Source organism: Ideonella dechloratans (assembly GCF_021049305.1).
GTDB lineage: Bacteria > Pseudomonadota > Gammaproteobacteria > Burkholderiales > Burkholderiaceae_C > Ideonella > Ideonella dechloratans.
In genome coordinates this window covers 1892350-1918182 of sequence record NZ_CP088081.1, presented here as the reverse complement: position 1 = coordinate 1918182, position 25833 = coordinate 1892350, and the positions used below count along the sequence as shown (strand labels likewise).

Below are 25833 nucleotides of genomic sequence, written 5' to 3'. Positions count from 1 at the left end.
GTGCCGCAGCCGGGCCCGGCACTCGGCCGCAGATCAGTCATCCGATGCCGGGTCCAGCCCCGGGAACAACACGCTGGTGAAGCCCAGCAGCCGCAGATCGCGCATGCGCGTCGGGTAGAGGCGGCCGATCAGGTGGTCGCACTCGTGCTGCACCACCCGGGCATGGAAGCCCTCGGCCCAGCGGTCGATGGGCTGGCCCTGCGGATCCACGCCCTGGTAACGGATGCGCTTCCAGCGCGGCACCTGGCCCCGCAGCCCCGGCACCGAGAGGCAACCTTCCCAGCCATCTTCCTCTCCGGCAGACTCGTCCGGCGTGATGACGGGATTGAGCAGCACGGTGGACGGCACCGGCGCGGCATCCGGATAACGCGCGCTGCGCTCGAAACCGAAAATCACCAGTTGCAGATCGACACCGATCTGCGGCGCGGCCAGTCCCACGCCGCCAGCGGCGGCCATGGTGTCGCGCATGTCCGCGATCAAGGTGTGCAACTCGGGTGTGTCGAAGGCCGACACCGGTTGGGCCACCCGCAGCAGGCGGGCATCGCCCATCTTCAAGATCTCACGCACGGGCACGGGCAGTCCTCAGTTCGGTGGGTCGCGGCGGGCCGGCCACACCGGTCCCCCGCGGATTGTCGCGCGCCTGCCTAGAATCCACCGCTTCGTCCCGCTGCGCCGCCCGACGGGCGCCCACCGCCCGCGTCCGCCCCACGCGCCGCCCATGTCCCTCGCCCGCCTGATCCTCGCCTTCGTCCGCCGCCACGCCTGGGCCTATGCCAGCGCCGGGCTGACGCTGTTCGGGATCGCCCTGCTCACGGTCTGGCTGCCGCGCCAGATCGGCCATCTGGTGGACGCCCTGGTGCAGCACCGGCTCGACCGCCCCACCCTGGTCTGGGAGCTCGCGCGCCTGCTGCTGGCCGGCGTGGTGATCTACGGCCTGCGGGTGGCGTGGCGGCTGCAGCTCTTCGGCGCGGCCTACCAGATGGGGGTGGAGCTGCGCGCGCGGCTGTACGAGCGACTGGCTCTGCAGGGCCCGCGCTTCTTCCAGACGCGGCGCACCGGCGACCTGATGGCCCTGGCCACCAACGACGTGGACGCGGTGGAGATGGCCTCGGGCGAGGCGGTGCTGGCCGGCTTCGACGGCACGCTGACCCTGGTGATGGTGGCCGGCACCATGGCCCTGGCGGTGGACTGGCGCCTGGCCGCCGTGGCCCTGCTGCCCTTCCCGTTCATGGCCGCGGCCTTCTGGTGGATCTCTTCCCGGGTGCATGACGCCTCGCGCCTGGCGCTGGAGCGCTTCGGGACCCTGAACGACCATGTGCAGGAAACGCTCTCGGGTGTGCGCACCCTGCGCGCCCTGGGCCTGGAAGCCCGCAGCAGCACCCGCTTTGCCCAGCTGGCCGGCGCAGCGGCGGACGCCAGCGCCCTGTCCCAGCGCTGGGAGGCCCGCTACGAGCCGGCGGTGGGCATCACCCTGGCGGTGGCCAATGCGCTCTCGCTGGGCCTGGGCGGCTGGCTGGTCTGGCAGGGGGAGTTGAGCATTGGCCAGCTCACCAGCTTCGGCCTGTACCTGGGCCAGCTGGTCTGGCCGATGTTCGCCGCCGGCTGGGTGCTGGCCTTGTGGGAGCGCGGCCGTGCCGCCTGGGGCCGGCTGAGCACGGTGCTGGAAGAACCCCTGGCCATCGACGACGACGGCACGGTGACACCCGTGCAGGCCGGTGGCCTGCAGCTGCGGGGCGTGAGCCTGCATTACCCCGGCAGCACCCGCGCGGCGCTGTCGGCGCTGGATCTGGACATTCCCCAGGGCAGCACCCTGGGCCTGGTGGGGCCGACCGGCGCCGGCAAGAGCACGCTGATCCGCCTGTTGCTGCGCCAATGGACGCCCCAGTCGGGGCAGATCCGGTGGGGTGGCGTGGCGCTGGCCGACTACACGCTGGAAGCCTTGCGGGCCGGTATCGCCTGGGTCCCGCAGGAGCCCATCCTCTTTTCGGCCAGCGTGGCGGAGAACATCGCCCTGGGCCGGCCCGATGCCAGCCCGGCCGAGATCGAGGCCGCCGCGCGGCTGGCCGCGGTGCACGAGGACATCGAGCGCCTGCCCCAGGGCTATGCCACGCCGGTGGGCGAACGCGGCGTCACCCTGTCAGGCGGCCAGCGGCAGCGGGTGGCCATCGCCCGCGCCCTGCTGGCCGATGCCCCCCTGCTGCTGCTGGACGACGCGCTCTCCGCCGTGGACACCGAGACCGAACACAGCATCCTGCAGCACTTGCGCGCCCAGCGCCAGGGCCGCACGGTGATCGTGGTCAGCCACCGGCTTTCGGCGGTCATGGATGCCGATGCCATCGCGGTGCTGCGCCAGGGGCAATTGGTCGAACTGGACACGCACGAGGCCCTGCTGGCCAAGGGCGTGCAGGCCGGCTGGTACGCCCACCAGTGGCGCATCCAGCAACTGGAGACCTCGCTTGACCAAGCCTGACGCGAACCCAGCCTCGCCCTTCACGGAGGGTGTGCTGCGCAAGGCCACCGCCCTGCTCTGGCGCGCCGCGCGGCCGGATGCCCGCGCCATCGGCTGGGGCCTGCTCTGGCTGCTGCTGGCCGCGGCGCTGGATGCGCTGGGACCGGTGCTGGGCAAGGCCCTGATCGACCGCCACCTGGTGCCCCACCAGCCGGGCCTGGCGTCCATGCTGGGCCTGCTGCTGGGCGCCCTGGTGGCGGGCAGCACCGCCAGCCTGCTGCGCTACGGCCAGCTCAGCCGGCTGGCCGGCGTGGCCATGCGCTCGGTGCAGCGCATCCGCGAGGCGGTCTATGGCCATGTGCTGCGCCTGCCCATGGCCTTCTTCGACACCGCCATCACCGGGCAGCTGGTCAGCCGCGTCACCAACGACACCGAGGCGGTGAAGCAGCTCTACGTGCAGGTGCTGTTCGTGATGCTGGACGCCCTCATCATGCTGGCCAGCGTCCTGGTCACGATGACGCTGCTGGACTGGCGCCTGATGCTGATCGTGGCCACGCTGGTGCCGGCGGTGTTCGCCATCGTGTATGTCTACCAGCGCATTTCCGCCCCGGCAGTGGCCCGCACCCGCGAGCTGCGCAGCAGCCTGAACGCCCAGGCCGCGGAATCCATTGCCGGCATGGCGGTGCTGCAGGCCAGCGGGGCGGCCCCGCGCTACGAAGCCCGCTACGCGGAGGTGAACCAGGCGCACTACGCCTCGCGCCAGGTCGAGTTGCGTGCCAATGCCTATCTGCTGCGCCCCGCCCTGGACCTGCTCAACGTGATCATGCTGGCCCTGGTCATCGCCGTCTTCGGCCTGCGGGATGCCGGCGGGCAACTCGGCACGGTCGAGGTGGGGGTGGTGTACGCCTTCGTGGCCTACATCGGCCGGGTGGTGGAGCCGCTGATCCAGATGACCATGCAGTTCTCTCAGCTGCAGCAGGCGGTGATCGCCGCCGCAAGGGTCAACACCTTGCTGGAAGAGGCCCAGGCCGAGCGCCCGCAGGCGCGGGGCCAGGTGACGGCCGGCGAGGTGGACGTCCGCCGGCTGAGCTTTGCCTATGGCGACGGCGCACCGGTGCTGCGCGAGCTGGACCTGCGCATCGCGCCGGGCGAGTTCATCGGCATCGTCGGCCCCACCGGCAGCGGCAAGTCCACGCTGCTGTCGCTGTTGCTGCGCTTCTACCCGGTCACGCAGGGGGCGCTGTGCATCGACGGGCAGCCGATTGCCACGCTGGACGAGGAAGCCTTCCGCGAGGCCGTGGGCCTGGTGCCGCAAGAGCCCTTCCTGCTGGCGGCCACGGTGCGCGAGAACATCGCCATGGGCCGGCCCTTGAGCGACGCCCAGATCCGGGCCGCGGCCGAAGCGGCCGGCGCGGCGGGCTTCATCGCCCGGCTGGAGCAGGGGTACGACACCGTGCTGGGCGAAGGCGGCGCCCGCCTGGCGGTGGGCGAAAAGCAGTTGCTGGCCATCGCCCGCGCGCTGGCGGTACGCCCGCGCATCCTGCTGCTGGATGAGGCCACCTCGCACATCGACAGCGAGACGGAGCAGGTGGTGCAGCGGGCACTGGCCGCGCTGCACGGCCAGCTGACGATCATCTCGATCGCCCACCGGCTCTCGACCATCCGCGATGCCGACCGCATCGTGGTGCTGCAACACGGCCGCATTGCCGAACTGGGCCCGCACGAGGCGCTGATGGCCCTGAACGACGGCATCTACCGTCGTCTGGTCGAACTGCAGCAGCTGGCGGCCGAAGACGAGGCCGCCGACTGAGCCCGTGTCAGATCACTTGTGCGCGGCGGCGGCCAGGCGGTCCTGCTCGGCCTTTTCATCCACATGCATGTGGTGGATGAAGTAGTAGACGTAGTAGCCCAGCATGCCCAGCATGAACAGGATGCCGGCGGCGCTCATCAGGCCATAGTCGGTCGTGAAGAAGTCGCGCAGAGCGTGCATGTGAATCTCCTCTTGTGGGGTTGGTGCTGCCATGAGACACCGACACCCGCAGGGGTTTTCTGCGCCAGCGCAAATTCCGGCCGCCCACGCGACCGGCGTCTGATCATGATCAAACGCGGGGCTGCCCCAGCGACAGGCCCAGCCCCTGGGCGGCCGCCAGCAGGGGGTGGTCCAGCGGCACCTTCCGGCTCTGCCCGGCCACGCTGGCCAGCGCCACGCTGGTGCAGGTGTCGCCCTGCAGCACCACCATGCGGTTGAAGTCGCCGCTGCGCACCAGTTGGGCCGCGTGGTAGCCGAAGCGAGTGGCCAGCACCCGGTCGAAGGGGGTGGGCGAACCACCGCGCTGCACATGGCCCAGCTGGGTGCTGCGCACCTCGCTGCCCACCAGGGGCTGCAGGGCCTGGGCCAGCCACTGCCCCACCCCGCCCAGGCGCACGGGCTCCGGGCTGTCGGCCAGCCGCGCGCGCACCACCTGGTCCTGGTTCAGCGCGTGCGCGCCTTCGGCAATGCAGATGAGGGTGTCGCCCTCGCGGGCCTCGCGCTCGCGGCAGACCTCGGCCACCGCCTCGACCGAGAACGGCAGTTCAGGCAGCAGGATCACGTCGGCCCCGCCGGCCATGCCGCCCTCCAGACCGATCCAGCCGGCATAGCGCCCCATGGTTTCGGCAATCATCACCCGACCATGGCTCTTGGCCGTGGTGGCCAGCCGGTCCAGCGATTCCGCCACCACCGCCACCGCGCTGTCGAAGCCGAAGCTGCGGTCGGTGTGCATCAGGTCGTTGTCGATGGTCTTGGGCACGCCCACCACCGGCACGCCCAGGCGGGCAAAGCCCTCGGCGATCACCATGGTGCCGTCGCCGCCGATGACCACCAGGCCGTCGATGCCCTCGCGCTGCAAGGTGGCCACCGCCTGGGCCGAGACATCCGCCCCGTCCGCGCCGAAGTAGTGGAAGGGGTCGCAGCGGTTGTGCGTGCCCAGGATGGTGCCGCCCAGCGAGAGGATGCCCTCCACGTCCGGCGCGCGCAGCGGCCGCATGGCGGGCCGGCACAGGCCCAGAAAGCCGCGCTCGATGCCGGTGACGGTGGCGCCCGCCTCGTTGATCAGGGCCAGGGTGACCGCGCGGATCACCGCGTTGAGTCCGGGGCAGTCACCGCCGCCCGTCAGGATTCCGATGTGCATCATTCAACGATACACCGGCCCCCGGACGGTCGGGCTCAGCTGTTGTCCGGGCCCTGGAAGCCGCCGGCGCGGAAGGTCAGCACCAGGGTGTCGCGGTGGCCGCCCACGGCCGGGTCCAGCGGCTGGATGGGGGTGGATTCATGGATCACCCGCTCATCGTCCAGCAGCAGGGTGCTGAAGGGCTCGCTGAGCGTGAAGCGCTGGCCGGCCGTGCCCTGGGCCTCGAAGACCCGGGTCTCGCCGCCCTTGATGCCCACGCGGCTGATCAGGGTCACGGTGACCAGGTCCACGCCGTCGCGGTGGGCGCCTTCGGGCGTGGGCCGGCCGATGCCGTCGGTGGTGTCGATGCGGAAGGGGTGGGCCTCGACATACCAGGTCCGCGGCCCGCGCAGGGCCGAGGCCCGGGCGGCCATGCCCGCCAGCCAGCGCGACCACAGCGGGTCGGCCACCAACGAGGGCTCGATCGGCTCGAAGTGGCGTTCGATGCCGCCGTGCAGGGCGTTGTAGGAGACCGGCTGCCAGTGCGGCCGGTGCGGCACCTGGGTCACCACCTCGCCTTCGACGATGAAACAGCTGTGGCGCCGGCGCCGGTAACGGCCACCATCGCGCAGGTAGCCGTCGGCCGGCAGGCGGTCCCAGTAGGCCGGCCAGTCGGCCAGCGCCTCGGGCGGGGCCGACAGCATCTCGCCCAGCCCTTGGGCATTCAGCACCGCGAAGCCCTGGGCGGCCAGGGTCGCGTCCAGACCCGACAGCGGGGTCAACGCAGGAGCAAGCATCATGATGGTGACGATTGTCGCGCTTCGGGCACTCGGACAGGCGCCGTACATCGGGATCGGACCGGCCCGTGCTACCGTTTCAGGGTGTCACACGATGTACCGCCCGCCGCCCCCCGCGAGACGCCGCCGCCTGCCGAGCACTCGCCCCTGGATCCCCGCCTGATCAACGATCTGGCCGGGGTCATCACCTGGCAGCTGGATCTGAGCAGCGGCCTGCTGAGCACCGACCAGCAGGGCTACCACCTGCTGGGGCTGCCCAGCCAGGCCGAGGGCTGGGCGGTGCACGAGTTCACCGACCGCGTGCACCCGGACGACCTGCTGGCCCTGCGCGAGGCCAATGCCCTGAGCCTGGCCACCCACGGGCCGGTGGACGTGACGCTGCGGGTGCGTGGTGCCGACGGGCACTGGGTTCACCTGCTCACCCGGCGCATCGTGCAGGGCGACGAGGAAGGGCAGCCCCGCATCCTCCAGGGCATCGCCTTCAACGTCACCCAGCAGCAGCGCCTGGCCAGCGAGCTCAAGACGGCAAGCGACCGCATCGCCCTGGCCGCCCGGGGCGTGGGCATGGGCACCTGGGTGCTGGACGTGGCCACCGGGGCCCACCAGTGGGACGCCCAGATGTGGGCGCTGCGCGGCCGCACACCCCGGCCCGAAGCGCCCGGCTACCCCGAGATGCTCTCCTGGGTCCACCCGGACGACCGCCCCCGGGCCGAGCGCCGCCTGCAGAAGATCGCCCCGCCCGGCGAGGGGCAGCACGAGTTCCGGGTGATCTGGCCCGACGGTTCGGTGCATTGGCTGGCCTCGCGCCGCCTGGTGGTGCGCGACGATCAAGGAACGCCCATCCAACAGATGGGGGTGAATTGGGACGTCACCGACGCCCACCGCGCGCTGGAGGAACGCCACGCCCGCGAGCTGGCCCAACGCGAAAGCGAAGCCAAATCCGAACTGCTGGCCCGGCTCAGCCACGAGTTGCGCACCCCGCTCAACGCCATCCTGGGCTTCACCCAGCTGCTGCTGGCCGACCACGACCGCATGCCGGCCATGGCGCGCCAGAAGCAGCTCCAGCAGATCGAACACGCCGGGGTGCACCTGCTGTCCCTCATCAACGACGTGCTGGAACTGGCCCAGCCGCAACCGGCCACGGCGGGCCAGCTGCCGCAGCCCCCGGTGGAATTGTCGGAGGTGCTGGCCTCGGCGCTGCCTCTGGTGCAGGCGCAGGCCGCGCAGAAGCAGATCGCCTGGCGGCTGGATGTGCCGACCGGTTTGCGGGCCTGCGGAGACCCGGTGCGCCTGCGCCAGGTGCTGATCAACCTGCTGACCAACGCGATCAAGTACAACCGCGACGGCGGCTGGGTGGCGGTGCGGGCCCGGGCCGAGGGCCGGCAGGTGCTGCTGTCGGTCAGCGACAGCGGCATCGGCATGCCGGCCGAGGCGCAGACCCAGGCCTTCGAGCCCTTCCACCGCCTGCCCGCCAGCGCGGCCGATGTGGACGGCGTGGGCATCGGCCTGGCCATCGTCAAGACCCTGGTGGGCCGCATGGGGGGCGAGATCCGGGTGCGCAGCCAGCCTGACCAGGGCAGCACCTTCGAAGTCTGGCTGCAGGGGGTCGACACCGAGGCCCTGCCGGAACAGCCTGCGGCGCCCGGGGCAGCGGCCGAGCCGCCCTCGGACGCCGAGCTGCCCTGCCTGCTCTACATCGAGGACAACCCGGTCAACATGACCATCGTCGCCGAGTTGGTGGCCCGCCATTCCGGCGTGCGCTTCGTGGGCGCGCCCGATGCGCTCACCGGCCTGCGGCTGGCGCGGGAGCTGCGCCCGCGCCTGATCCTGACCGACATGCAACTGCCCGACCTGCACGGCAGCGAGGTGCTGCAGCGCCTGCGGGCCGACCCGCTCACCCGGGACATCCCCTGCATCGCCCTGTCGGCCAACGCCCTGCCCAGCGACATCGAGGCGGCATTGGCCCAGGGTTTCTCGGCCTATTGGACCAAGCCGCTGGACTTTTCCGCGTTTCGTCAGACACTGGGCGCCCTTTTCGATGCTTCCGGCCGCTGACCGCGGCACGCCCCATGTCCACCCACCAGCCGCTGTCGCTGCGCACTGCCCTGCTGCTCACCCTGCCGCCCCTGCTGTGGGCCGGCAATGCCGTGGTGGGGCGGCTGGCCGTGGGGGCCGTGCCGCCGGTGGCCCTGAACTTCGCCCGCTGGCTGCTGGCCTTCGCCCTGCTGTGGCCCCTGGGCCGCGCCGCCTGGCGTGACCGGGCCGCGCTGCGCGCGCGCTGGCCCTACCTGTCCGGCCTGGGCCTCCTGGGCATGGGCAGCTACAACGCGCTGCAGTACCTGGCCCTGCACACCTCCACGCCGCTCAACGTCACCCTGATCGCGGCCAGCTCGCCGGTCTGGATGCTGGGCATCGGCGCGGTGCTCTATGGCGTGCACCCGCGGCGCCAGGATCTGCTGGGCGCCGCCCTGTCGCTGCTGGGCGTGGCCCTGGTCATCGCCCACGGCGAGCCGGAGCGCCTGCTGGCCCTGCGCTTCTCGCCGGGCGACCTGCTGATGCTGCTGGCCATGTTCAGCTGGTGCCTGTACAGCTGGATGCTGGCCCGCCCGCCGGCCTCCATGCGCGCGCCGGAGCGCCCGGCCTGGGGTTGGGCCGAGTTCCTGTCGCTGCAGATGGGCTTCGGCCTGGTCTGGTGTGCCGCCGCCACCGGAGTGGAGGCGCTGGTGAGCGACGCCCAGTGGCACTGGAGCCCGGCCGTCTTCGCCATCCTGGCCTATGTGGCCGTCGGCCCCTCGCTGATCGCCTACTACTGCTGGGGCCAGGGTGTGGCCACGGTGGGGCCGGCCATCGCCGCCTTCTTCGTCAACCTGACGCCGCTGTTCGCGGCGCTCATGTCCACCGCCCTGCTGGGCGAGGCACCGCACTGGTACCACGCGGCGGCCTTCGGCCTCATCGTCGGCGGCATCGTCATCTCCTCGCGCAAGCGCTGAGCGCGCCAGCTCAACGCCAGCGGGCCAGCAGCCAGATCCCGCCCATCACCAGGGCGGTGCCCAGCAGCAGCAGCGGGGTGAAGGGTTCGCCCAGCAGCACGATGCCCATGCCGATGGTGCTCAGCGGGCCGATCATGCCGATCTGGGCCGTCAGCGGCGCGCCGATGCGCTCGATGGCCATCATCACCATCAGCACCGGCGCCACCGTGCAGGCCGTGGCATTGAGCAGCGACAGCCACAACACCGGCGCAGGCACCAGGGCCGCCGACAGCGGCTTGAGCAGCACGAACTGCAGCAGACAGAAACCGCAGGCCACGCTGGAGGCCAGGCCCGTCAGACGCAGCGAACCCAGGCGCCCGACCACCTCGCCGCTGCCCACCATGTAGAGCGCGTAGCTGACGGCGCTGCCGAAGACAAGGGCGGCACCCAGCGCGGTGTGGGCCCCCTGGTCGGCCGCCTCGTGGCCGAAGACCAGCACCGTGCCCAGGTAGCTCAGCCCGGCGGCGGCCCACTGCCGCCCCGTCACCCGGCGCTTGAACCACAGCACCGAAATCGCCATCACGATGGTGGGCCCCAGGTAGAGGATCAGCCGCTCCAGGCTGGCACTGATGTAGGCCAGGCCCATGAAGTCCAGCTGGCTGGCCAGGTAGTAGCCAGAAAAGCCCAGGGCCAGCACGGCCCCGCGGTCACGGGTGCTCAGCGCCGGCTGGTCCCGCCCGGCCCACCAGGCCAGCAGCAGAAACAGGGGCAGCGCGATCAGCATGCGGTACATGATGAGCGTCACCGCATCGACGCCGTGCCGGTAGGCCAGCTTCACGATGATGGCCTTGCCCGAGAACGCGATGGCGCCCAGGGCGGCCAGGGCCAACCCGCGCCAGTCGGCATGGCGGGCCGTGCCACTGGAGGTGTGCAGTGTCATGCCCGGCATCTTCGCAGGTCCGATCCGGCCTTCTCTTCGCGGAACGGCACCCCTGGCTTCGCCGCAGGGAACCCGCCGGCCCCTGGCACACTCCATCCATACCCCGCCCCGCATTTTCCCGCCCGACCCAATCCGCACCCCATGAGCAGCAGTCTCCAGATCGGCCCCTTCGCCCTGCCCTGGGCCCTCCTGCTGATGGTGCTGGCCGTGCTGGCGGGCAACACCCTGGGGCGCCGGGTCGGCCGGGCCCAGGGCATCGACCCCGAGCCCCAGGCCTTCCGCGTGCTGCTGCTGGCCCTGCTGGTGGCGCGGCTGGCCTTCGTCTGGCCCTACCGCGGGCTCTACCTCGACGAGCCCTGGCGCCTGATCGACATCCGTGATGGCGGCTGGAACGCCCAGGCCGGTCTGATCGCCGGCTGGATCGCCACGGCCGTGTGGGCGCAGCGGCGCCCGCAGTTGCGCCGGCCCCTGCTGGCCTCGGTGGGCCTGACCAGCCTGGTCTGGCTGATCGGCAGCGGGCTGCTGCTGTGGCAGCGGCCGACGGACCAGCGCCTGCCCGCGCTCACCTTGAACGACCTGCAGGGCCGACCGGTGGCGCTGGCCGGGCTGAACGGTCAGCCGACGGTGGTGAACCTGTGGGCCACCTGGTGTCCGCCCTGCCGGCGCGAGATGCCGGTGCTGGCCGACGCCCAGGCCCGACACCCCGGGGTGCGCTTCGTCTTCGTGAACCAGGGTGAGCCACCCGCCACCGTGCAGGCCTATCTGGCCAGCCAGGGCCTGCACCTCGACCAGGTGCTCATCGACCCGCGCTCCACGCTGGGCGCCGGCCTGGGCCAGCGCGCCCTGCCCACCACCGTGTTTCTGGATGCCCGGGGCCGGGTGGTGACGCAACGCATCGGCGAGCTCTCCCCCGCCACCCTGGCGGACAAGCTCGCTGAACTCGGCCCGGCCCTGCTTCCTTCGTCCTCTGCGCCACCACCATGACCCCACGTCTCCTCCTTGCTCCAGTCCCGGCGCTGCCCGGCCGACTCACCCGCCGCAGCCTGCTGGCCCTGGCCGCCTGCGCGGGGGCCGCCCCTTTGCGGGGCCTGGCGGCGCCGGCCACGGCCGCGCAGGTGCTGACGCTGCTGCAGAGCAGCAGCTGGATCGCGGACGGCAGCATCGGCGCGCACCGCGTGGTCTATGTGTTCACCGACCCCAACTGCCCCTACTGCAACAAGTTCTGGGCCGAGGCCCGGCCCTGGGTGCAGGCCGGCAAGGTGCAGCTGCGGCACGTGATCGTCGGCATCCTCACGCCGGAGAGCCCGGGCAAGGCGGCCGCCCTGCTGAGCGCCCCCAACCCCGCGGTGGCGCTGGCGGCCTATGAAGGCGGGCAGGTCGAGGCCACGGCCCAGGCGCTGGCCTCCGGCCACCCTCACCCGCTGTCGAACCAGGGCCTGCAAGCCCTGGCAGTGGTGCCCGCGGCACTGGCGGCCCGGCTGGAAGCCAATGCCCGCCTGATGCAGGCGCTGGGTCTGCAGGCCACGCCCGCGGTGGTCTGGCGCGACGAGGCCGGCGAGCTTCAGGCCCGCACCGGCGTCACGCCGCGCACGCTGAACGAAGCCATGGGGCCGCGCTGAGGGCGGGCCGCGCGCTCACTCGCTGTCCCAGCGCGGGGTGCAGCGCAGCACCTCTTCCAGCGAGGTGAGGCCCTGGGCCACCTTGGTGAGACCGGCCACGCGCAGCGGCAGCAGCCCCTCCTCGCCGGCCTGGCGGCGCAGCCGGGCCAGGTCCAGCTGCGGGTGCATGGCCTGGCGCACCGGCTCGCTGACCTCCATCAGCTCGTACAGCGCCGCACGGCCGCGGTAGCCGGTGCCGCGGCAGGCCGGGCAGCCCACCGCCTTGTGCGCCCGCAGCGGCCCGGCCAGGCCCCAGGGCTTGGCGTGCTGGCTCAGGTCCTCGGCGGTGATGGCCGGATCGGGCTGCTTGCACTGCGGGCACAGGGTGCGGGCCAGGCGCTGCGCCAGCACCCCGATCACGGTGGCGGAAATCAGATACGGCGGCACCCCCAGGTCCACCAGGCGGGTGATGGCCGAGGGCGCGTCGTTGGTGTGCAGGGTGGAGAACACCAGATGGCCGGTCAGCGCGGCCTGGATCGCCATCTCGGCCGTCTCCAGGTCACGGATTTCGCCGACCATGATGATGTCCGGGTCCTGCCGCATCAGGGCCCGCAGGCCCTCGGCAAAGCTCAGCTCCACCGAGGGCTGGACCTGGGTCTGGTTGAAGGCCGGCTCGATCATCTCGATCGGGTCCTCCACGGTGCAGACGTTGACCTCCTCGGTGGCCAGCTTCTTCAGCGTGGAATAGAGCGTGGTCGTCTTGCCCGAGCCGGTGGGCCCGGTCACCAGGATGATGCCGTGGGGCTGGTTGATCAGCGTGTTCCAGCGGCGGGCCTCGTCGGGCGAGAAGCCCAGGGCGTCGAAGGGCTTGTCGGCGGTGCCCGGGTCGAAGATCCGCATCACCACCTTCTCGCCGAAGGCGGTGGGCAGCGTGGACAGGCGCATCTCCACCTCGCCGCCACCGGCCAGGCCTTCGGGCCGCCGGGTCTTGATGCGGCCGTCCTGCGGGCGGCGCTTCTCGATCACGTCCATGCGGCCCAGCAGCTTGATGCGGGCGGTCATGGCGCCCATCACCGGCGCGGGCACGCGGTGCACGGTGTGCAGCACGCCGTCGATGCGGAAACGGATGGCGCCGGTGTCACGCCGGGGCTCCAGGTGGATGTCGCTGGCGCGCTGCTCGAAGGCGTACTGCCACAGCCAGTCGACGATCTGCACCACGCCCTGGTCGTTGGCGTCCAGGTTGTCGCGCGACTTCAGGTCCACCAGCTGCTCGAAGCTGTTGGCCAGCGCGCTCTCGGCGTTGGTCTTGCGCGCGGCGCGCACGCTCTGGGCCAGCTGGTAGAACTCGGTGGTGTAGCGGGCGATCTCGTCCGGCGGGGCCAGCATCAACTTGATGCGCCGGCGGGTGTGGGCCTCGATCTCGGGCACCCACTCCACCGCGAAGGGCTCGCAGGTGACGATGGTGATCTCGGTCGGCGACACCAGCACCGGCAGCGCGTGGCGGCTCTCGGCGTAGGCCTGGGACATCACCTCCTGCACCCGGCTGGCCTCCACCCGCAGCGGGTCGATGCGCATGACCGGCAGACGGAAGCGCTCGCCCAACCAGGCGGTCAGGTGCTCGGTGTCCAGGGTCTGGCCGCTGCGCGCATCCTTCAGGCCCACGCCGCCCAGGCGCTGCAGCGGGTGCAGGCTGGAGCCGGTCTGGGCGAAGCGGCGCAGCAGGCGATCGGCCTCCTCGGCGGCCAGGGCCCCGTCGTCACGCAGCCACTTGAGCAGGTGGCGCATGTCCAGCTTGCCGCGTGGCGCGGTGTGGGGACGTTCGGACGGCGATGGGGCGGCAACGGTCATGGCACGGGACGCTCAGCCCAGAACCGCCGGATCCAGCGGGCGCACCATGCGCAGCCACTTGCGTGCCGGCAGGCCGAAGCGCGCTTCGATGTTAGCGGCGCGAGCGGTCAATTCCTCCCGGTCGGGCACCTTTACATGGCGGGCCGCCACGATGACGGTGTTGCCCTCCTTGGTGGGCCGCAGGCTCCAGACCTGGTCCAGCCCGAAGACGCGGGCGATGCGCCCGGCGCTGCGGGTGAAGCTGGCGTCGCGGCCGAACAGGTTCACGGTCATCAGCCCGCCCTCGTCCAGCACGTCGCGGCAGTGGGTGTAGAAGTCCTCGTCGTCCAGCACCGGGGCGGCGGCCTCGTGGTCGTAGAGGTCCACATTGAGCGCCTGCACCGTGTGGCGGTGGGCCGGGTCGGCTACCCAGCGGGCGGCGTCCTCGTTCACCACGCTCAGGCGCTGGTCGTCGTCGGGCAGGCGGAACCACAGCCGGCAGGCGTGGATGACGGTGGGGTTGAGCTCCACCGCGGTGGTCGGCATGCGCAGCACCTTGTGGCAGAACTTGGTGAGCGCGGCCGCGCCCAGCCCCAGCTGCACCACCTGCCCTTCGGTCACCTCGTCCTGCGGGCGCCAGAGCAGCCAAGCCATCATGCGCTGGATGTACTCCAGCTCCAGCTGGTAGGGCTTGCTGATGCGCATGGCGCCCTGCACCCAGATGGAATCCAGGTGCAGGTAGCGCACGCCATCGAGCTCGGACATGGTGGCGCCGACCATCTCGTCGGTGCGGCTCTCGCGGGTCTTCTTGGTCGTCATGCGGTGGGCAGCAGACCGCACTGGGCGAACACCTCGCGCCAGGCGGCGAGCTTGCGCTCGAAGGACCAGCTGGCATTGGCCGGGCTGGTGGAGGGCAAGCGGTACGCGGGCAACCCGAACGAGGCGGTGAAACGCCGCGCCCGGGCCGATTCCCCGCCATTGTGGGCGATGCCGCGCAGCTGCGGCAGCCGGGCGATCAGGCTGGCGAAGTCGTTGTAGCTGGCCTGCGCGATGGCGCTGTCCAGGCTGCCCTCGCGCTCGCAGGCCGCATAGACATCCCAGATGCCCAGGCCGCGGGCCTGCACCGCGGCCACCCGCTCGGCATAGGGCATGGCCTTCAGGTCCAGCCCGAACAGGGCCGAGAGCAGCGGCCAGAACTGGTTGCGCGGATGGGCGTAGTACTGCTGCGCCTGCAGCGAAGCCACGCTGGGAAAGCTGCCCAGCACCAGCAGGCGGGTGCCGGCATCGGCCACCGGCGGGAAACCCGTCAGCATGCGATCAGCGCCCCAGCAGCGGCTTGAGCCGCGGCAGGGCCGTGCAGGCATTGGTGCTGGTGATCAGCGCCGTCTCGGCCAGCGTCCACTCGCGCAGGCCGGCCAGGGTGCGGGCGATGCGCGGCAGCTCGCCGGGCTCGTTGCGGCTGCGGTCACCGGCGGCCCGTTGGGCCGCGGTGCGGTAGAGCCACTGCGGCGGAATGTCCGGCGCATCCGTTTCCAGCACCAGGGCGTGGGCCGGCAGCTCGGCCGCCAGGGCCTGGATGTTGAGCGAACGGTCGAAGGTCATGGCGCCGCCGAAGCCCAGCACGAAGCCCCGGCGCACGAAGGCATGGGCCTGCTGCGCACTGCCGTTGAACGCATGGACGATGCCGGCGAGGCCCTCGAAGCGCCGCAGCCCCTTGAGCAGGGCGTCGGCCGAGCGACGCACATGCAGCAACACCGGCAGGCCGAAGCGCCGGGCCAGCTTGAGCTGGGCCAGGTAGAAGCGCTCCTGCCGGGCGCGGTCCAGATCCGGCACGAAGTGGTCCAGGCCGATTTCGCCCACCGCCACCAGGCGCGGGTCATCCAGGTGCTGCGCCAGGGCATCCGTCAGGCGGTCCAGGTCCTCGTCGGCGGCTCGGTCCACGTACATCGGGTGGATGCCCAGGGCATAGCTCAAGCCATGCTGGTGGGCCAGCGCGCGCACCGCGTCGAAGTTGGCCACCTCCACCGCCGGCAGCACCTGCATGGCCACCTGTGCCTCGCGGGCACGCGCCAGCACGGCCTCGCGGTCGGGGTCGAATTCGGGGGCGTCCAGATGGCAGTGGGTGTCAATCCACATCGGGGTGGTTCAGTGGGCCTCGGCCGGCGTCGGTGCGGCCAGCAACTGCCCGGCCTGCATGCGCACCACGCGGTCGCAGCGCGCGGCCAGCGCAGCATCGTGCGTCACCAGCACGAAGGCAAGCCCTTTTTCCCGGGTGCGGCCCAGCATCAGGTCGAAGACCCGGTCGGCCGTCTCGCGGTCCAGGTTGCCGGTGGGCTCGTCGGCCAGGATGCAGGCCGGGTGCGCCACCAGGGCGCGGGCCAGGGCCACCCGCTGGCGCTCGCCACCGGAGAGCTCGGACGGCCGGTGCAGCACCCGCTCGGCCAGGCCCACCGCGGCCAGGGCCTCGCGGGCGGCGGCGTGGGCGGTCTCGACACTTTCGCGGCGGATGCGCAGCGGCATGGCCACGTTGTCCAGCGCGCTGAACTCGGGCAGCAGGTGGTGGAACTGGTAGACGAAGCCCAGGTGCCGGTTGCGCCAGACGCCCTGCTCCGTCGCACTGAGCGTGTCCAGGCGCTTGCCCATCAGCGTCACCGCGCCCTGGCTGGGCGCGTCCAGCCCGCCCAGCAGGTGCAGCAGCGTGCTCTTGCCCGAGCCCGAGGCGCCGACGATGGCCAGCGTCTCGCCCGCGCGCACCTGCAGGTCCACGCCGCGCAGCACATGCACGTCCAGCGGGCCTTCGACATAGCGCTTGTGCAGGCCGGTGGCTTCCAGGATCAGGTCACTCATAGCGCAGGGCCTCCGCGGGGTTGACCCGGCTGGCACGCCAGCTGGGGTACAGGGTGGCCAGGAAGGCCAGGGCCAGCGAGATGCAGGCAATCGGCACGATGTCGCCGGCCTGCGGGTCGCTGGGCATGCGGCTGATCAGGTAGACGCTGCCGGGCAGGAAGTGCACGCCCAGCAGGTGCTCGATGGCCGGCACGATGACGTCGATGTTGAAAGCCACCAGCAGGCCCAGCGCCACGCCGGCAAAGGTGCCGATCACCCCCGCGGCCGCCCCCTGCACCACGAAGATGCCCATGATGGAGCGCGGGCTGGCGCCCAGGGTGCGCAGGATGGCGATGTCGGCCCGCTTGTCGGTCACCGTCATCACCAGCGTGGACACCAGGTTGAAGGCCGCCACCGCGACGATCAGCGTCAGGATGATGGCCATCATCCGCTTTTCGATCTGCACCGCGTCGTACCAGGCGGCGTTGGTGCGGGTCCAGTCGCGCACCAGCACCTGGTCGCCCAGGCGCACGGCCAGGTCCGCGCCCACGCGGCGGGCGTCCTGCACGTCCTTCAGGCGCAGTTGCACGCCGGTGGGCCCGCCCACCCGGTACAGGCGCGCGGCGTCGTCCAGGTTGACCAGGGCCAGCGCGCTGTCGTATTCGTAGTGGCCCACCGTGAACACACCGGCCACGGTGAACTGCTTCAGGCGTGGCGCCACGCCGGCCGGTGTGACCTGGCCGCCCGGGGCGATCAAGGTGACCGGGTCGCCCTCGCGCACGCCCAGCGAACGGGCCAGCTCGCTGCCCAGCAGGATCTTCCATTCGCCGGGCTGCAGCCGGTCGAGCACACCGTCGCGCTTGAGCTGGGCCGCCAGGTCGGTCACCCCGCCCTCGTCCGCCGGCTCCACGCCGCGCACCATCACGCCACGCATGTCCTCGCCACGGGCCAGCAGCGACTGCACCGCGATGAAGGGCGCTGCCGCCTTCACCTCGGGCTGCTGCCTGGCCTGCTGCGCCAGGGCCTGCCAATCGGGCAGCGCGTCGCCACTGGGCGAGAGCAGCTCCACATGCGGGATGGCCGACAACATGCGGTCACGCACCTCCTTCTGGAAGCCGTTCATCACGCTCAGCACGATGATCAGCGCCGCCACGCCCAGGGCGATGCCGATGACCGAGACGAAGGAGATGAAGGAGATGAAGCCGTTGCGCCGGCCGGCGCGGCCAGCGCGGGTGTAGCGCCAGCCGATCTGCCACTCATAGGGCAGCTTGGAGAAAAAGCTCATGGGCGTGATGCTACCCCGCGGCCAGCACCCGCCCTGCCGGCAGGGCGCCCGCCAGCTGCGGGTCAGTACCCCCCCAATATATCGAGCCGCGCCCTCTGGTCAGGGCCAAGAGGCACTTGTTATAAATCCGCCGCACTCCGGATTCCATGGATTTGGAATCCCGCCCCGATATATTTCCACACAGGTTTCCTGTTTCAAAAGGTTATCGGGCTGCGGGCGTTTGATTTCATGGAAACGGCGGGCACCACACCGGCCCACGAGGCCGGGCAACCCACCCACACCCAAGAGGAAACCATGAATTTCAACAAGTATGGGGTCGCCGCGGCGCTGGCCCTGTTGGCCCTGGGCGGCGCCCAGGCCGGGCAGCGGGCCCAGCTGGACGTCCAGCTCTCCTTCGACAACGCCATCGTCCAGGGCGACAGCGACGTCCCGGTGAACGTGGTCATCACCAACAACACCGGCACGGTGGTGCCGGTGCTGAAGTGGCAGCTGCCCACCGGCAAGCTGCAGGGCCAGCTGTTCCGCGTGGTGGGTGACGACGGCCAACCCGCCACCTACATCGGCCCGATGATCAAGCGCGCCGAACCCCGCGAACAGGATTACATCCTGCTGCAACCGGGCGCTTCGCTGAGCTATCAGGTCGAACTCACCAGCCAATATGTGCTGGGCAATGGCCACTACACCGTCGAATATGTCGGCGGCGGGGTTTTCCGTCAGGGCGTGGATTTCCGCTCGACGGCCACCAATCTCTGGACCCAGGGCCGCAGCGCGTCGGCTGAATCCCTGGTCGGCGACAGCTCCCTGCGCGGCCGCACCGGCACCCAGGGCATCAGCTACTCGGGCGGCTGCAGCAGCTCGCGCCAATCCACCCTGGCCAGCGCCGTCTCGGCCGCCACCACCTATTCCAGCAATGCCTACAGCTACCTGAGCGGCTCGGGCAGCGGCACGCAGCGCTACGTCAAGTGGTTCGGCAGCTACACCTCCTCCCGCTGGGCGACCGCCAAGTCCCACTACTCGGCCATCAAGTCGGCCTTCACCACCCAGAACGTGACGCTGGACTGCTCGTGCACCGACACCGGCACCTACGCCTACGTCTACCCGACCCAGCCCTACAAGATCTACGTCTGCGGCGCCTTCTGGAACGCGCCGATGACCGGCACCGACTCCAAGGGCGGCACCCTGGTGCACGAGATGTCGCACTTCAACGTGGTGGCCAGCACCGACGACTGGGCCTATGGCCAGACCGCGGCGGCCAACCTGGCCAAGTCCAACCCGACCAAGGCGCTGGACAACGCCGACAACCACGAGTACTTCGCCGAGAACAACCCGGCGCTGCCCTGACGTGGGACGCGGCATCGGCTGGCGCCTTCTGGAGGCCTGCATGGCATTCGGTGTCCTGACCGGATCGGCCGCGGCGCAGCCGCTGCTGCGCTGCACCCTGTCCGTGCCGGATGCGCTGGCCGCCGGCCAGCCGGTGCCCCTCACCATGACCCTGCACAACCCCGGCACGCAGACCGTGTTCCTGCTGCGCTGGGGCACGCCCTTCGAGGCCCGCTGGCTCGGGGCGTCCTTCCGGCTCGACCGGGATGGCGCCCTGCTGCCCTACCAGGGCCCGCAGGCCAAGCGGGGCGACCCGGACGCCAGCCAGTACCTGGCCCTGCCGGCCGGGGCCCAGGCCTCGGCCACGCTGGACCTGGCGCTGGTGTTCGACCTGAACACGCCGGGCCGCTACCGGCTGCGCGGGCCGTGGCAGGTGCATGACGTCTTCGGCGCTGCGCAGGGGCAGCCCCCGCGGCCCCGGGGGCACTTCGCGCCGCAGGATCTGCCCTGCCCCACGCTGCACTGGACCCTCGCGGCCCCCGCCAAGCCCTGAGCCGGCGCGGCCTCGACGGCTGGCTCAGCGGCCCAGCAGCTTGGGCACCAGGCTCAGGATGCGCTCGAGCAGCAGGGCCATCTCCGCCGGGTTCTCCAGGAAGAAGGCGGCCCGGGTCTGGGCCGGCTCGCGGCCGATCTTGATGGTCAGCCAATGCGGCGCCGCTGCGGCGAAAACCGGCTCGTCGTTGAGATCGTCCCCGGCGAACAGCGCCCCGCCGGCCCCGCTGCGCGCCACCAGCGAGCGCACCGCATGGGCCTTGTCGGGGGCGTTGGCCGGGGTCAGGTTGACCACCAGCTTGCCGCCGAACACGGTCAGCGTCGGGCCCACTCCCTGCAGCACCTCGTCGATGACCTGGCGGGCCCGTTCGCGGTCGCGCGCCAGGCGGTAATGCAGGGCGATGGACTGCTGCTTGTCCTCCACGCTCACACCGGCGGCGCGCAGCACCGGCTCGCGCTGGGCCAGCAGCTCGCGTGCGCTCTCCAGGGCCTCGGACAAGGCCTGCGCCACCGCCGGGTCGGCCGCATCCTCGGCGCCGTGGTTGCCCACGATGTAGCTGGGCACGAAGCCCAGGCGCTCGCGCACATCGTCCACCCGCCGCCCGGTGACGATGGCCACCGGCAGCCAGCGCATGAGCTGGCTGAGCCGCCCGGCCACCGCCAGCGAGACGCGCGCGTCGTCCGGCCGCGGCACGATGGGCGCCAGCGTGCCATCGAAATCGAAGGCCAGCAGGGGTTGGTACTGCAGCGCGGCCACCAGGGCGGCCTCGCCTTCTTGGCTGAAAAGATGCCTCATGAACGGTCGGAAGCAGAGCTGCGCAGTTCGGACAGCGCGGACAGGTCGGTGCGCTGGAAGCGCCGCACCCGGGCCTCCACCCGGGCTCGCAGGCGCCAGCGTGCGGCGTCGCTGAGCATGTGGCCGGCCCAGCGGTAGACATTGAACTCGTGCACCGTGCTGCGCAGGCTGGCCATGCGCTCGCGCTGCTCGGCCGAGGGCATGGTGGCCGCCTGGTACAGCGCGTCGGCCGTCTCCTCGACGTGGTAGGGGTTCACGATCAGGGCCTCGGTCAGCTCGCGCGCGGCGCCGGCAAAGCGGCTGAGCAGCAGCACGCCCTGCTCGTCGTCGCGTGCCGCCACGAACTCCTTGCTCACCAGGTTCATGCCGTCGTGCAGGCTGGTGACCACGCAGATGTTGGCGGCGCGGAAAAGCTCGTTGACCTGTTCGGGCTCGTGGTGCTGGGCGAGCAGGTGAACGGGCTGGTAGCCCGGGCGGCCGAAGCGCTCGTTGATGCGGGCGCTCAGCCGCTCGATGCGGTCCTGGAAGCTGCGGTATTCCTCCAGCGAACTGCGGGTGGGCGCGGCCACCTGCACGAAGACGAAGCGGCCCACCCACTCCGGGTGCTTCTCCAGCAGGCGCTCCACCGCGTTCAGCCGCTCCAGGATGCCCTTGGTGTAGTCGAAGCGGTCCACGCCCACCGCCAGGCAGGTGTCCTCGGCCAGGCCCAGGCGGGCGAAGACCCGCTGGCGGCAGTCCACCACCGGGCCCCAGCCAGCCACCGTGGCCGGCGTGGGCCATTCGATGGAAATGGGATAGCTCTCCACCAGGGTCTCCTTGTCCTGGAAGGAGATGGTGGAATGCTCCTGCTCGATGCGGGCCTCCAGGTAGCGGTCCACCGTCTCCATGAAGTTGCGGCAGTGGAAGCGGGTGTGGAAGCCCAGGATGGTGGAGCCCAGCAGGCCCTGCAGCAACTCGCGCCGCCAGGGGCAGATGCCGAAGGACTCCGGATTGGGCCAGGGGATGTGCCAGAAGGTCAGGATGGTGGCCTGGGGCAGCTTCTCGCGCACCATGGCCGGCAGCAGGGCGAAGTGGTAGTCCTGCACCAGCACCACCGGGTCCTCGCTGCGGGCCTCGGCCACCACCGCGTCGGCAAAGCGCTGGTTCACGGCCTTGTAGGCCTCCCAGTCGCTCTCGCGGAACACCGGGCGCACATGGGCCACATGGCACAGCGGCCACAGCCCCTCGTTGGCAAAGCCGAAGTAGTAGCCGCGCTCCTCCTCGGCGCTCAACCAGATGCGGCGCAGGTAGTAGTCGTCGTGGCCGGGCGGCACGGCCACGCGGTCGTGGGCATCCACCACCTCGCGGTCGCCGCTGCCGCTGCCATGGGCGATCCAGGTGCCCGAGCAGGCCCGCATCACCGGCTCCACCGCCGTCACCAGGCCGCTGGCCGGGCGGCGCACCACCACGCCGTCGTCGCTCCGTTCGTGGATGTAGGGCTCGCGGTTGGACACCACGATCACCTGATCCCCGCTGAGCTGGCTGTGCAACAGCGCACGCAGGCGCTCGGCCGTCCACTCCGTCTCCGGCCCCTGCAGGCGGCGGTACTCGTCCTCCAGGTCACGCAGGCGCTGCTGCATCTCCTTGGCGAAGGGGGCCAGCTCGGGCGCCGGCACCATGGGGGTGAGCAGGCCCTCGCCGCGCAGGATGGCGCGCACCCCGTTGACCCAGCCGCGCCAGCTCAGCTGGGCCACCACCATGGTGATGACCGCGATGACAAAGCCCAGCACCGCCAGGAAGACGATCAGGTAGCGCCGGGTGTCCTGGCTGCGGCGCTCCATGAAGCTCAGGTCGTGCACCAGCACCAGCTGCCCCAGTTGCACCGGCTCGGCGTCCCTCGGGGTGGCCCGCGGCTCGATCAGGGGGCCGACGAACAGGCTCGAGGCCTGGGCGGCCGACGAGGCGGCCGAGGCGGGCGTCTGCGCCACCAGCGGCTGCACCGGCATGCCCATCACCGGGTGAACCCCCAGGTGCACGGGCCCCCCCGCCAGGTTCAGGCGGTGCTCGGGCTGGGCCGCCACCGTTTCGGCCTGCTGGCAGCTGAGCTCCCGCGGGAAACCACTGGTGCGCACCAGCCAGCGGCCGTCCGGGCTGCACAGGCCCATGGCGAACAGGCGCTCGTCCTGCGCCACCCGCTCCATGGTGGCGCGCAGGCGCTCATAGCGGCCCGAGGCGATGGCATCGGCCGCGTTGTCGGACAAGGTGCCGGCCACCAACTGGCCGCGGCTGTTGAGATCCCGGGCAAACCAGCGCAAAGTCACCTGGTCGAGCAAAGGCACGGCCAGGTATGCCGCGGCCACCAGGGTGATGGTCAGCGGAAGAAGGAACCGAAGCTGAAGTCGCAGGGTCTTGAACATGCCGTGGAAACGCCCTTCTCCGCCCTGATCGGGCGGGGGCTGAGGTGACAGACATTATATTTGTCTAAATATATCGTGCCACACATGGCCCCCTCGTTCTGTTCTGAAGCCAGGAGTCCCCATGAGTTCCCCGCCCCCGAACGCCCGCCCCGCCGCTTCGCTGGATCTGGCCCTGATCGGCAACTGCACCGTGGGTGCCCTGGTGGACAACCGGGCCAGCCTGGTCTGGTGCTGCATGCCGCGCTTCGACAGCCCGCCGGTCTTCGACGCCCTGCTGCATTCGGCCGAGGGCCTGCCGCTGGACGGGTCCATGACGGTGGAGCTGGAAGGCCTGACCCGTACCGAGCAGCAGTATGACGACGGCACGGCCATCCTGCGCACCCGGTTGTGGGACGGCCAGGGCCAGGGCATCGAGGTGGTGGACTTCGCCCCCCGCTTCATCACCCGCGAACGGGTGTTCCGCCCGGCCCAGCTGGTGCGGCGGGTGCGCCCCCTGGCCGGCCACCCGCGGGTGCGCTTCACGGTCAAGCCGCGGGGCGACTGGGGCGCCACGGCCCCCACGCTCACCCGCGGCAGCCACCACCTGCGTTTCATCCTGCCGGACATCACCCTGCGCCTGAACACCAACGTGCCGCTGACCTACCTGCTGGACGGCACCTGGTTCTCGCTGCACGGCCCGGTCAGCCTGCTGCTGGGGCCGGACGAAACCCTGTCCGGCGGCATCGAGGAAACCGCCCGCGACTTCGAGGAGGCCACCCACCTGCACTGGAAGAACTGGACCCACCGCCTGGCCCTGCCGCTGGAATGGCAGGACGCGGTGATCCGCGCGGCCATCACCCTCAAGCTCTGCCAGTACGAGGAAACCGGCGCCATCGTCGCCGCCATGACCACCAGCATCCCCGAGGCCGCCCACAGCGGCCGCAACTGGGACTACCGCTACTGCTGGCTGCGCGACGCCTTCTTCGTGGTGCGGGCGCTCAACAGCCTGTCCGAGGTGGGCACGATGGAGAGCTACCTGAACTGGCTCTACAACGTCATCCGCAGCACGCCCGGCGACCACGTGCAGCCGCTCTACGGCATCGGCCTGGAGCGGGCCCTGCCCGAATCCATCGTGCCGCAGGCCGCCGGCTACCGCGGCATGGGCCCGGTGCGGGTGGGCAACCAGGCCTACGAGCACTTCCAGCACGATGTGTACGGCAACATCGTGCTGGGCGCGGCCCAGGCCTTCCACGACCACCGCCTGTTCCGCCGCGGTGACAGCGCCGACTTTGCCGCCCTGGAGGCCATGGGCGAACAGGCCTGGCGCCTGCACGACCAGCCCGACGCCGGCATCTGGGAGCTGCGCACCCGCGCCCGGGTGCACACCTCGTCCGCGCTGATGTGCTGGGCCGCCTGCGACCGCCTGGCCCGCATCGCCGGCACGCTGGGCCTGCCCGAGCGGGCCCACTTCTGGCAGGCCCGCGCCGCCAAGATCCACGCCGACATCCTGGCGCACGCCTGGAGCGACAAGCGCCAGGCCTTCGTGGAAAGCCTGGGCGGCCAAGACCTGGACGCCAGCGTGCTGCTGATGGGCGAGGTGGGCTTTCTGCCGCCCAACGACCCGCGCTTCATCCAGACCGTCGAAGCCATGGAGCGCTCGCTGTGCGACGGCCCCTTCATGCGCCGCTACGAGGCGGCCGACGACTTCGGCAAGCCCGAGGTGGCCTTCAACGTCTGCTCCTTCTGGCGGGTGGATGCGCTGGCCCGCATCGGCCGGCGCGAGGAAGCCCGCGAATCCTTCGAGGCCCTGCTGGCCCGGCGCAACCATGTCGGCCTGCTCAGCGAGGACATGCACGCCACCACCGGCGAGCTGTGGGGCAACTTCCCGCAGACCTATTCCATGGTCGGCATCATCCACGGCGCGGTGCGCCTGTCGGCCCCCTGGGACAGCGTGGTCTGAGCGCCTGCGCCCACCGGGTGGGGGACCGATAATCGCGCCCCATGCAGTTCGTCATCGCCCACGCCAGCGCCCTCTCGCCCGCGGCCACCCAGGCCCTCAGTGGCCTGGCCCTGCCGAACCTGGAACGCCTTCTGGCCCGTCTTTCCCCGGTGGCCCCGGCGGCCGAGGACCTGGGCGACGAGCTGAGCCTGAGCGCCCCGCATGAACGCGCCCTGGCCCAAGCCTGGGGCTGGCCCGTGGCCGATGGCCTGCTGCCCCTGGCCACGCTGAGCGCCCGGGCCGATGGCCTGGCCGCCGAAGGCGAGGGCTGGGGCCTCATCAGCCCCACCCACTGGCACCTGGGCACCGAGCAGGTGTCCCTGGCCAACCCGGCCGAGCTGGACCTGGACGAAGCCACTGCCCGCGCCCTGTTCGACGTGCTGCGCCCCCTGTTCGAGGAGGACGGCTGGCGCCTGCACTGGGGCGCGCCCACCCGTTGGTATGTGCAGCACCCGCAGCTGGCCAGCCTGCCCACCGCGTCGCTGGACCGGGTGATCGGCCGCAATGTGGACTGGTGGCTCAACGACCACCCCGCCGCCAGGCAGATCCGCCGCCTGCAGGCCGAGGTGCAGATGCTGCTCTACACCCACCCGCTCAACGACGAACGCGAGGCCCGCGGCCAGCTGCCCGTCAACTCCTTCTGGCTGAGCGGCACCGGCCCCGCCCTGCCCCCGCCCGCCACCGATGCCGTGACCCTGGACGACCGCCTGCGCGGCCCCGTGCTGGCCGACGACTGGGCCGCCTGGGCCGAGGCCTGGCAGGCGCTGGACGCCACCCGCATCCCCGAGCTGCTGGCCCGGCTGGACCAGGGCCAGCCCCTGCGCCTCACCCTGTGCGGCGAGCGCCATGTGCGCCACTGGGCGCCGCAGCCCCAGCCCTGGTGGCGCCGCCTGCTGCCCCGTGCCCGCCCCCACGCTGCCGCCCTGCTGCAAGACCTCTGAGCCTGAACCT

Annotated in this window: 23 protein-coding genes; 10 read left to right on the top strand and 13 right to left on the bottom strand. The window is 71.2% G+C overall.

Annotated elements, in window-relative coordinates; genetic code table 11:
- Window positions 1-33: 33 nt before the first annotated feature.
- On the bottom strand, window positions 34-573 hold the full coding sequence (gene def, locus LRM40_RS08935; RefSeq protein ID WP_151125093.1) for a peptide deformylase: 540 nt from the start codon (window positions 571-573) through the stop codon (window positions 34-36).
- Window positions 574-718: 145 nt separating this feature from the next.
- Between def and LRM40_RS08930 the strand changes: the two genes are divergently transcribed.
- Both LRM40_RS08930 and LRM40_RS08925 read left to right on the top strand, forming a co-directional pair.
- Window positions 719-2470, top strand: a complete 1752-nt coding sequence (locus LRM40_RS08930; protein ID WP_151125092.1) for an ABC transporter ATP-binding protein — start codon at window positions 719-721, stop codon at window positions 2468-2470.
- Window positions 2457-4259, top strand: a complete 1803-nt coding sequence (locus tag LRM40_RS08925) for an ABC transporter ATP-binding protein (protein WP_231067807.1) — start codon at window positions 2457-2459, stop codon at window positions 4257-4259. Before LRM40_RS08930 ends, LRM40_RS08925 begins: the two co-directional genes overlap by 14 nt.
- A gap of 12 nt (window positions 4260-4271) precedes the next feature.
- Here LRM40_RS08925 and LRM40_RS08920 read toward each other — a convergent pair whose 3' ends face one another.
- From LRM40_RS08920 to LRM40_RS08910, 3 genes are all read right to left on the bottom strand, one after another.
- Window positions 4272-4439, bottom strand: coding sequence for a DUF3149 domain-containing protein (locus LRM40_RS08920; protein WP_151125091.1), 168 nt, complete (start codon window positions 4437-4439; stop codon window positions 4272-4274).
- A 109-nt stretch (window positions 4440-4548) separates the two neighbouring features.
- On the bottom strand, window positions 4549-5619 hold the full coding sequence (locus tag LRM40_RS08915) for a 6-phosphofructokinase (protein WP_151125090.1): 1071 nt from the start codon (window positions 5617-5619) through the stop codon (window positions 4549-4551).
- A gap of 35 nt (window positions 5620-5654) precedes the next feature.
- Window positions 5655-6398, bottom strand: coding sequence for a 2OG-Fe dioxygenase family protein (locus tag LRM40_RS08910; RefSeq protein ID WP_151125088.1), 744 nt, complete (start codon window positions 6396-6398; stop codon window positions 5655-5657).
- A gap of 81 nt (window positions 6399-6479) precedes the next feature.
- Here LRM40_RS08910 and LRM40_RS08905 point away from each other — a divergent pair, with 81 nt between their 5' ends.
- Window positions 6480-8450, top strand: a complete 1971-nt coding sequence (locus LRM40_RS08905) for a hybrid sensor histidine kinase/response regulator (RefSeq protein WP_170288924.1) — start codon at window positions 6480-6482, stop codon at window positions 8448-8450.
- Between the two features lie 14 nt (window positions 8451-8464).
- On the top strand, window positions 8465-9385 hold the full coding sequence (locus LRM40_RS08900) for a DMT family transporter (RefSeq protein ID WP_151125086.1): 921 nt from the start codon (window positions 8465-8467) through the stop codon (window positions 9383-9385).
- A 10-nt stretch (window positions 9386-9395) separates the two neighbouring features.
- Here the strand turns inward: LRM40_RS08900 and LRM40_RS08895 are convergent, their stop codons facing one another.
- A complete protein-coding gene (locus LRM40_RS08895) occupies window positions 9396-10304 on the bottom strand; it encodes a DMT family transporter (protein ID WP_151125085.1) in 909 nt (302 codons plus the stop codon).
- Window positions 10305-10445: 141 nt separating this feature from the next.
- Here LRM40_RS08895 and LRM40_RS08890 point away from each other — a divergent pair, with 141 nt between their 5' ends.
- Together LRM40_RS08890 and dsbG are read left to right on the top strand one after the other, a co-directional pair.
- Window positions 10446-11288, top strand: coding sequence for a TlpA family protein disulfide reductase (locus tag LRM40_RS08890; RefSeq protein ID WP_151125083.1), 843 nt, complete (start codon window positions 10446-10448; stop codon window positions 11286-11288).
- Complete coding sequence (gene dsbG, locus LRM40_RS08885) at window positions 11285-11923, top strand: thiol:disulfide interchange protein DsbG (RefSeq protein ID WP_151125082.1); 639 nt, start codon at window positions 11285-11287, stop codon at window positions 11921-11923. Before LRM40_RS08890 ends, dsbG begins: the two co-directional genes overlap by 4 nt.
- Window positions 11924-11938: 15 nt before the next feature.
- On the opposite strand, the gene LRM40_RS08880 is transcribed toward dsbG, so the two are convergent.
- The 6 genes from LRM40_RS08880 to LRM40_RS08855 are packed head-to-tail and all read right to left on the bottom strand — an operon-like array spanning window position 11939 to window position 17840.
- Window positions 11939-13750 (bottom strand): GspE/PulE family protein, encoded by a 1812-nt coding sequence (locus LRM40_RS08880; protein ID WP_151125080.1) that lies wholly within the window; start codon window positions 13748-13750, stop codon window positions 11939-11941.
- 12 nt (window positions 13751-13762) lie between these two features.
- Window positions 13763-14548, bottom strand: a complete 786-nt coding sequence (locus tag LRM40_RS08875) for a spermine/spermidine synthase domain-containing protein (RefSeq protein ID WP_231067806.1) — start codon at window positions 14546-14548, stop codon at window positions 13763-13765.
- A complete protein-coding gene (locus LRM40_RS08870; protein ID WP_151125079.1) occupies window positions 14545-15042 on the bottom strand; it encodes a DNA-deoxyinosine glycosylase in 498 nt (165 codons plus the stop codon). Before LRM40_RS08870 ends, LRM40_RS08875 begins: the two co-directional genes overlap by 4 nt.
- A 4-nt stretch (window positions 15043-15046) precedes the next feature.
- Entirely contained in the window at window positions 15047-15865 is an 819-nt protein-coding gene (locus tag LRM40_RS08865; protein ID WP_151125077.1) for a TatD family hydrolase, read from the bottom strand.
- A 9-nt stretch (window positions 15866-15874) separates the two neighbouring features.
- Window positions 15875-16576 carry a lipoprotein-releasing ABC transporter ATP-binding protein LolD gene (gene lolD / locus LRM40_RS08860; protein WP_151125076.1) on the bottom strand — a complete coding sequence of 234 codons (702 nt, stop codon included), beginning with the start codon at window positions 16574-16576 and terminating at the stop codon, window positions 15875-15877.
- On the bottom strand, window positions 16569-17840 hold the full coding sequence (locus LRM40_RS08855; protein WP_151125075.1) for a lipoprotein-releasing ABC transporter permease subunit: 1272 nt from the start codon (window positions 17838-17840) through the stop codon (window positions 16569-16571). Before LRM40_RS08855 ends, lolD begins: the two co-directional genes overlap by 8 nt.
- Before the next feature lie 294 nt (window positions 17841-18134).
- Here LRM40_RS08855 and LRM40_RS08850 point away from each other — a divergent pair, with 294 nt between their 5' ends.
- The gene (locus LRM40_RS08850) at window positions 18135-19181 is read left to right on the top strand and encodes a M35 family metalloendopeptidase (protein WP_151125073.1); all 1047 of its coding nucleotides are present in this window, start codon (window positions 18135-18137) and stop codon (window positions 19179-19181) included.
- Window positions 19182-19221: 40 nt separating this feature from the next.
- Window positions 19222-19713, top strand: a complete 492-nt coding sequence (locus LRM40_RS08845; RefSeq protein WP_151125072.1) for a protease — start codon at window positions 19222-19224, stop codon at window positions 19711-19713.
- 24 nt (window positions 19714-19737) lie between these two features.
- On the opposite strand, the gene otsB is transcribed toward LRM40_RS08845, so the two are convergent.
- Together otsB and LRM40_RS08835 are read right to left on the bottom strand one after the other, a co-directional pair.
- The gene (gene otsB, locus LRM40_RS08840) at window positions 19738-20508 is read right to left on the bottom strand and encodes a trehalose-phosphatase (RefSeq protein ID WP_151125071.1); all 771 of its coding nucleotides are present in this window, start codon (window positions 20506-20508) and stop codon (window positions 19738-19740) included.
- A complete protein-coding gene (locus tag LRM40_RS08835) occupies window positions 20505-22904 on the bottom strand; it encodes an alpha,alpha-trehalose-phosphate synthase (UDP-forming) (protein ID WP_151125070.1) in 2400 nt (799 codons plus the stop codon). Before LRM40_RS08835 ends, otsB begins: the two co-directional genes overlap by 4 nt.
- 121 nt (window positions 22905-23025) lie before the next feature.
- Here LRM40_RS08835 and LRM40_RS08830 point away from each other — a divergent pair, with 121 nt between their 5' ends.
- Window positions 23026-24843: a glycoside hydrolase family 15 protein gene (locus tag LRM40_RS08830; RefSeq protein ID WP_151125069.1), complete on the top strand. Its 1818-nt coding sequence runs from the start codon at window positions 23026-23028 to the stop codon at window positions 24841-24843.
- 41 nt (window positions 24844-24884) lie between these two features.
- Complete coding sequence (locus LRM40_RS08825) at window positions 24885-25823, top strand: hypothetical protein (protein WP_151125067.1); 939 nt, start codon at window positions 24885-24887, stop codon at window positions 25821-25823.
- The last annotated feature ends 10 nt before the right edge of the window (window positions 25824-25833 follow it).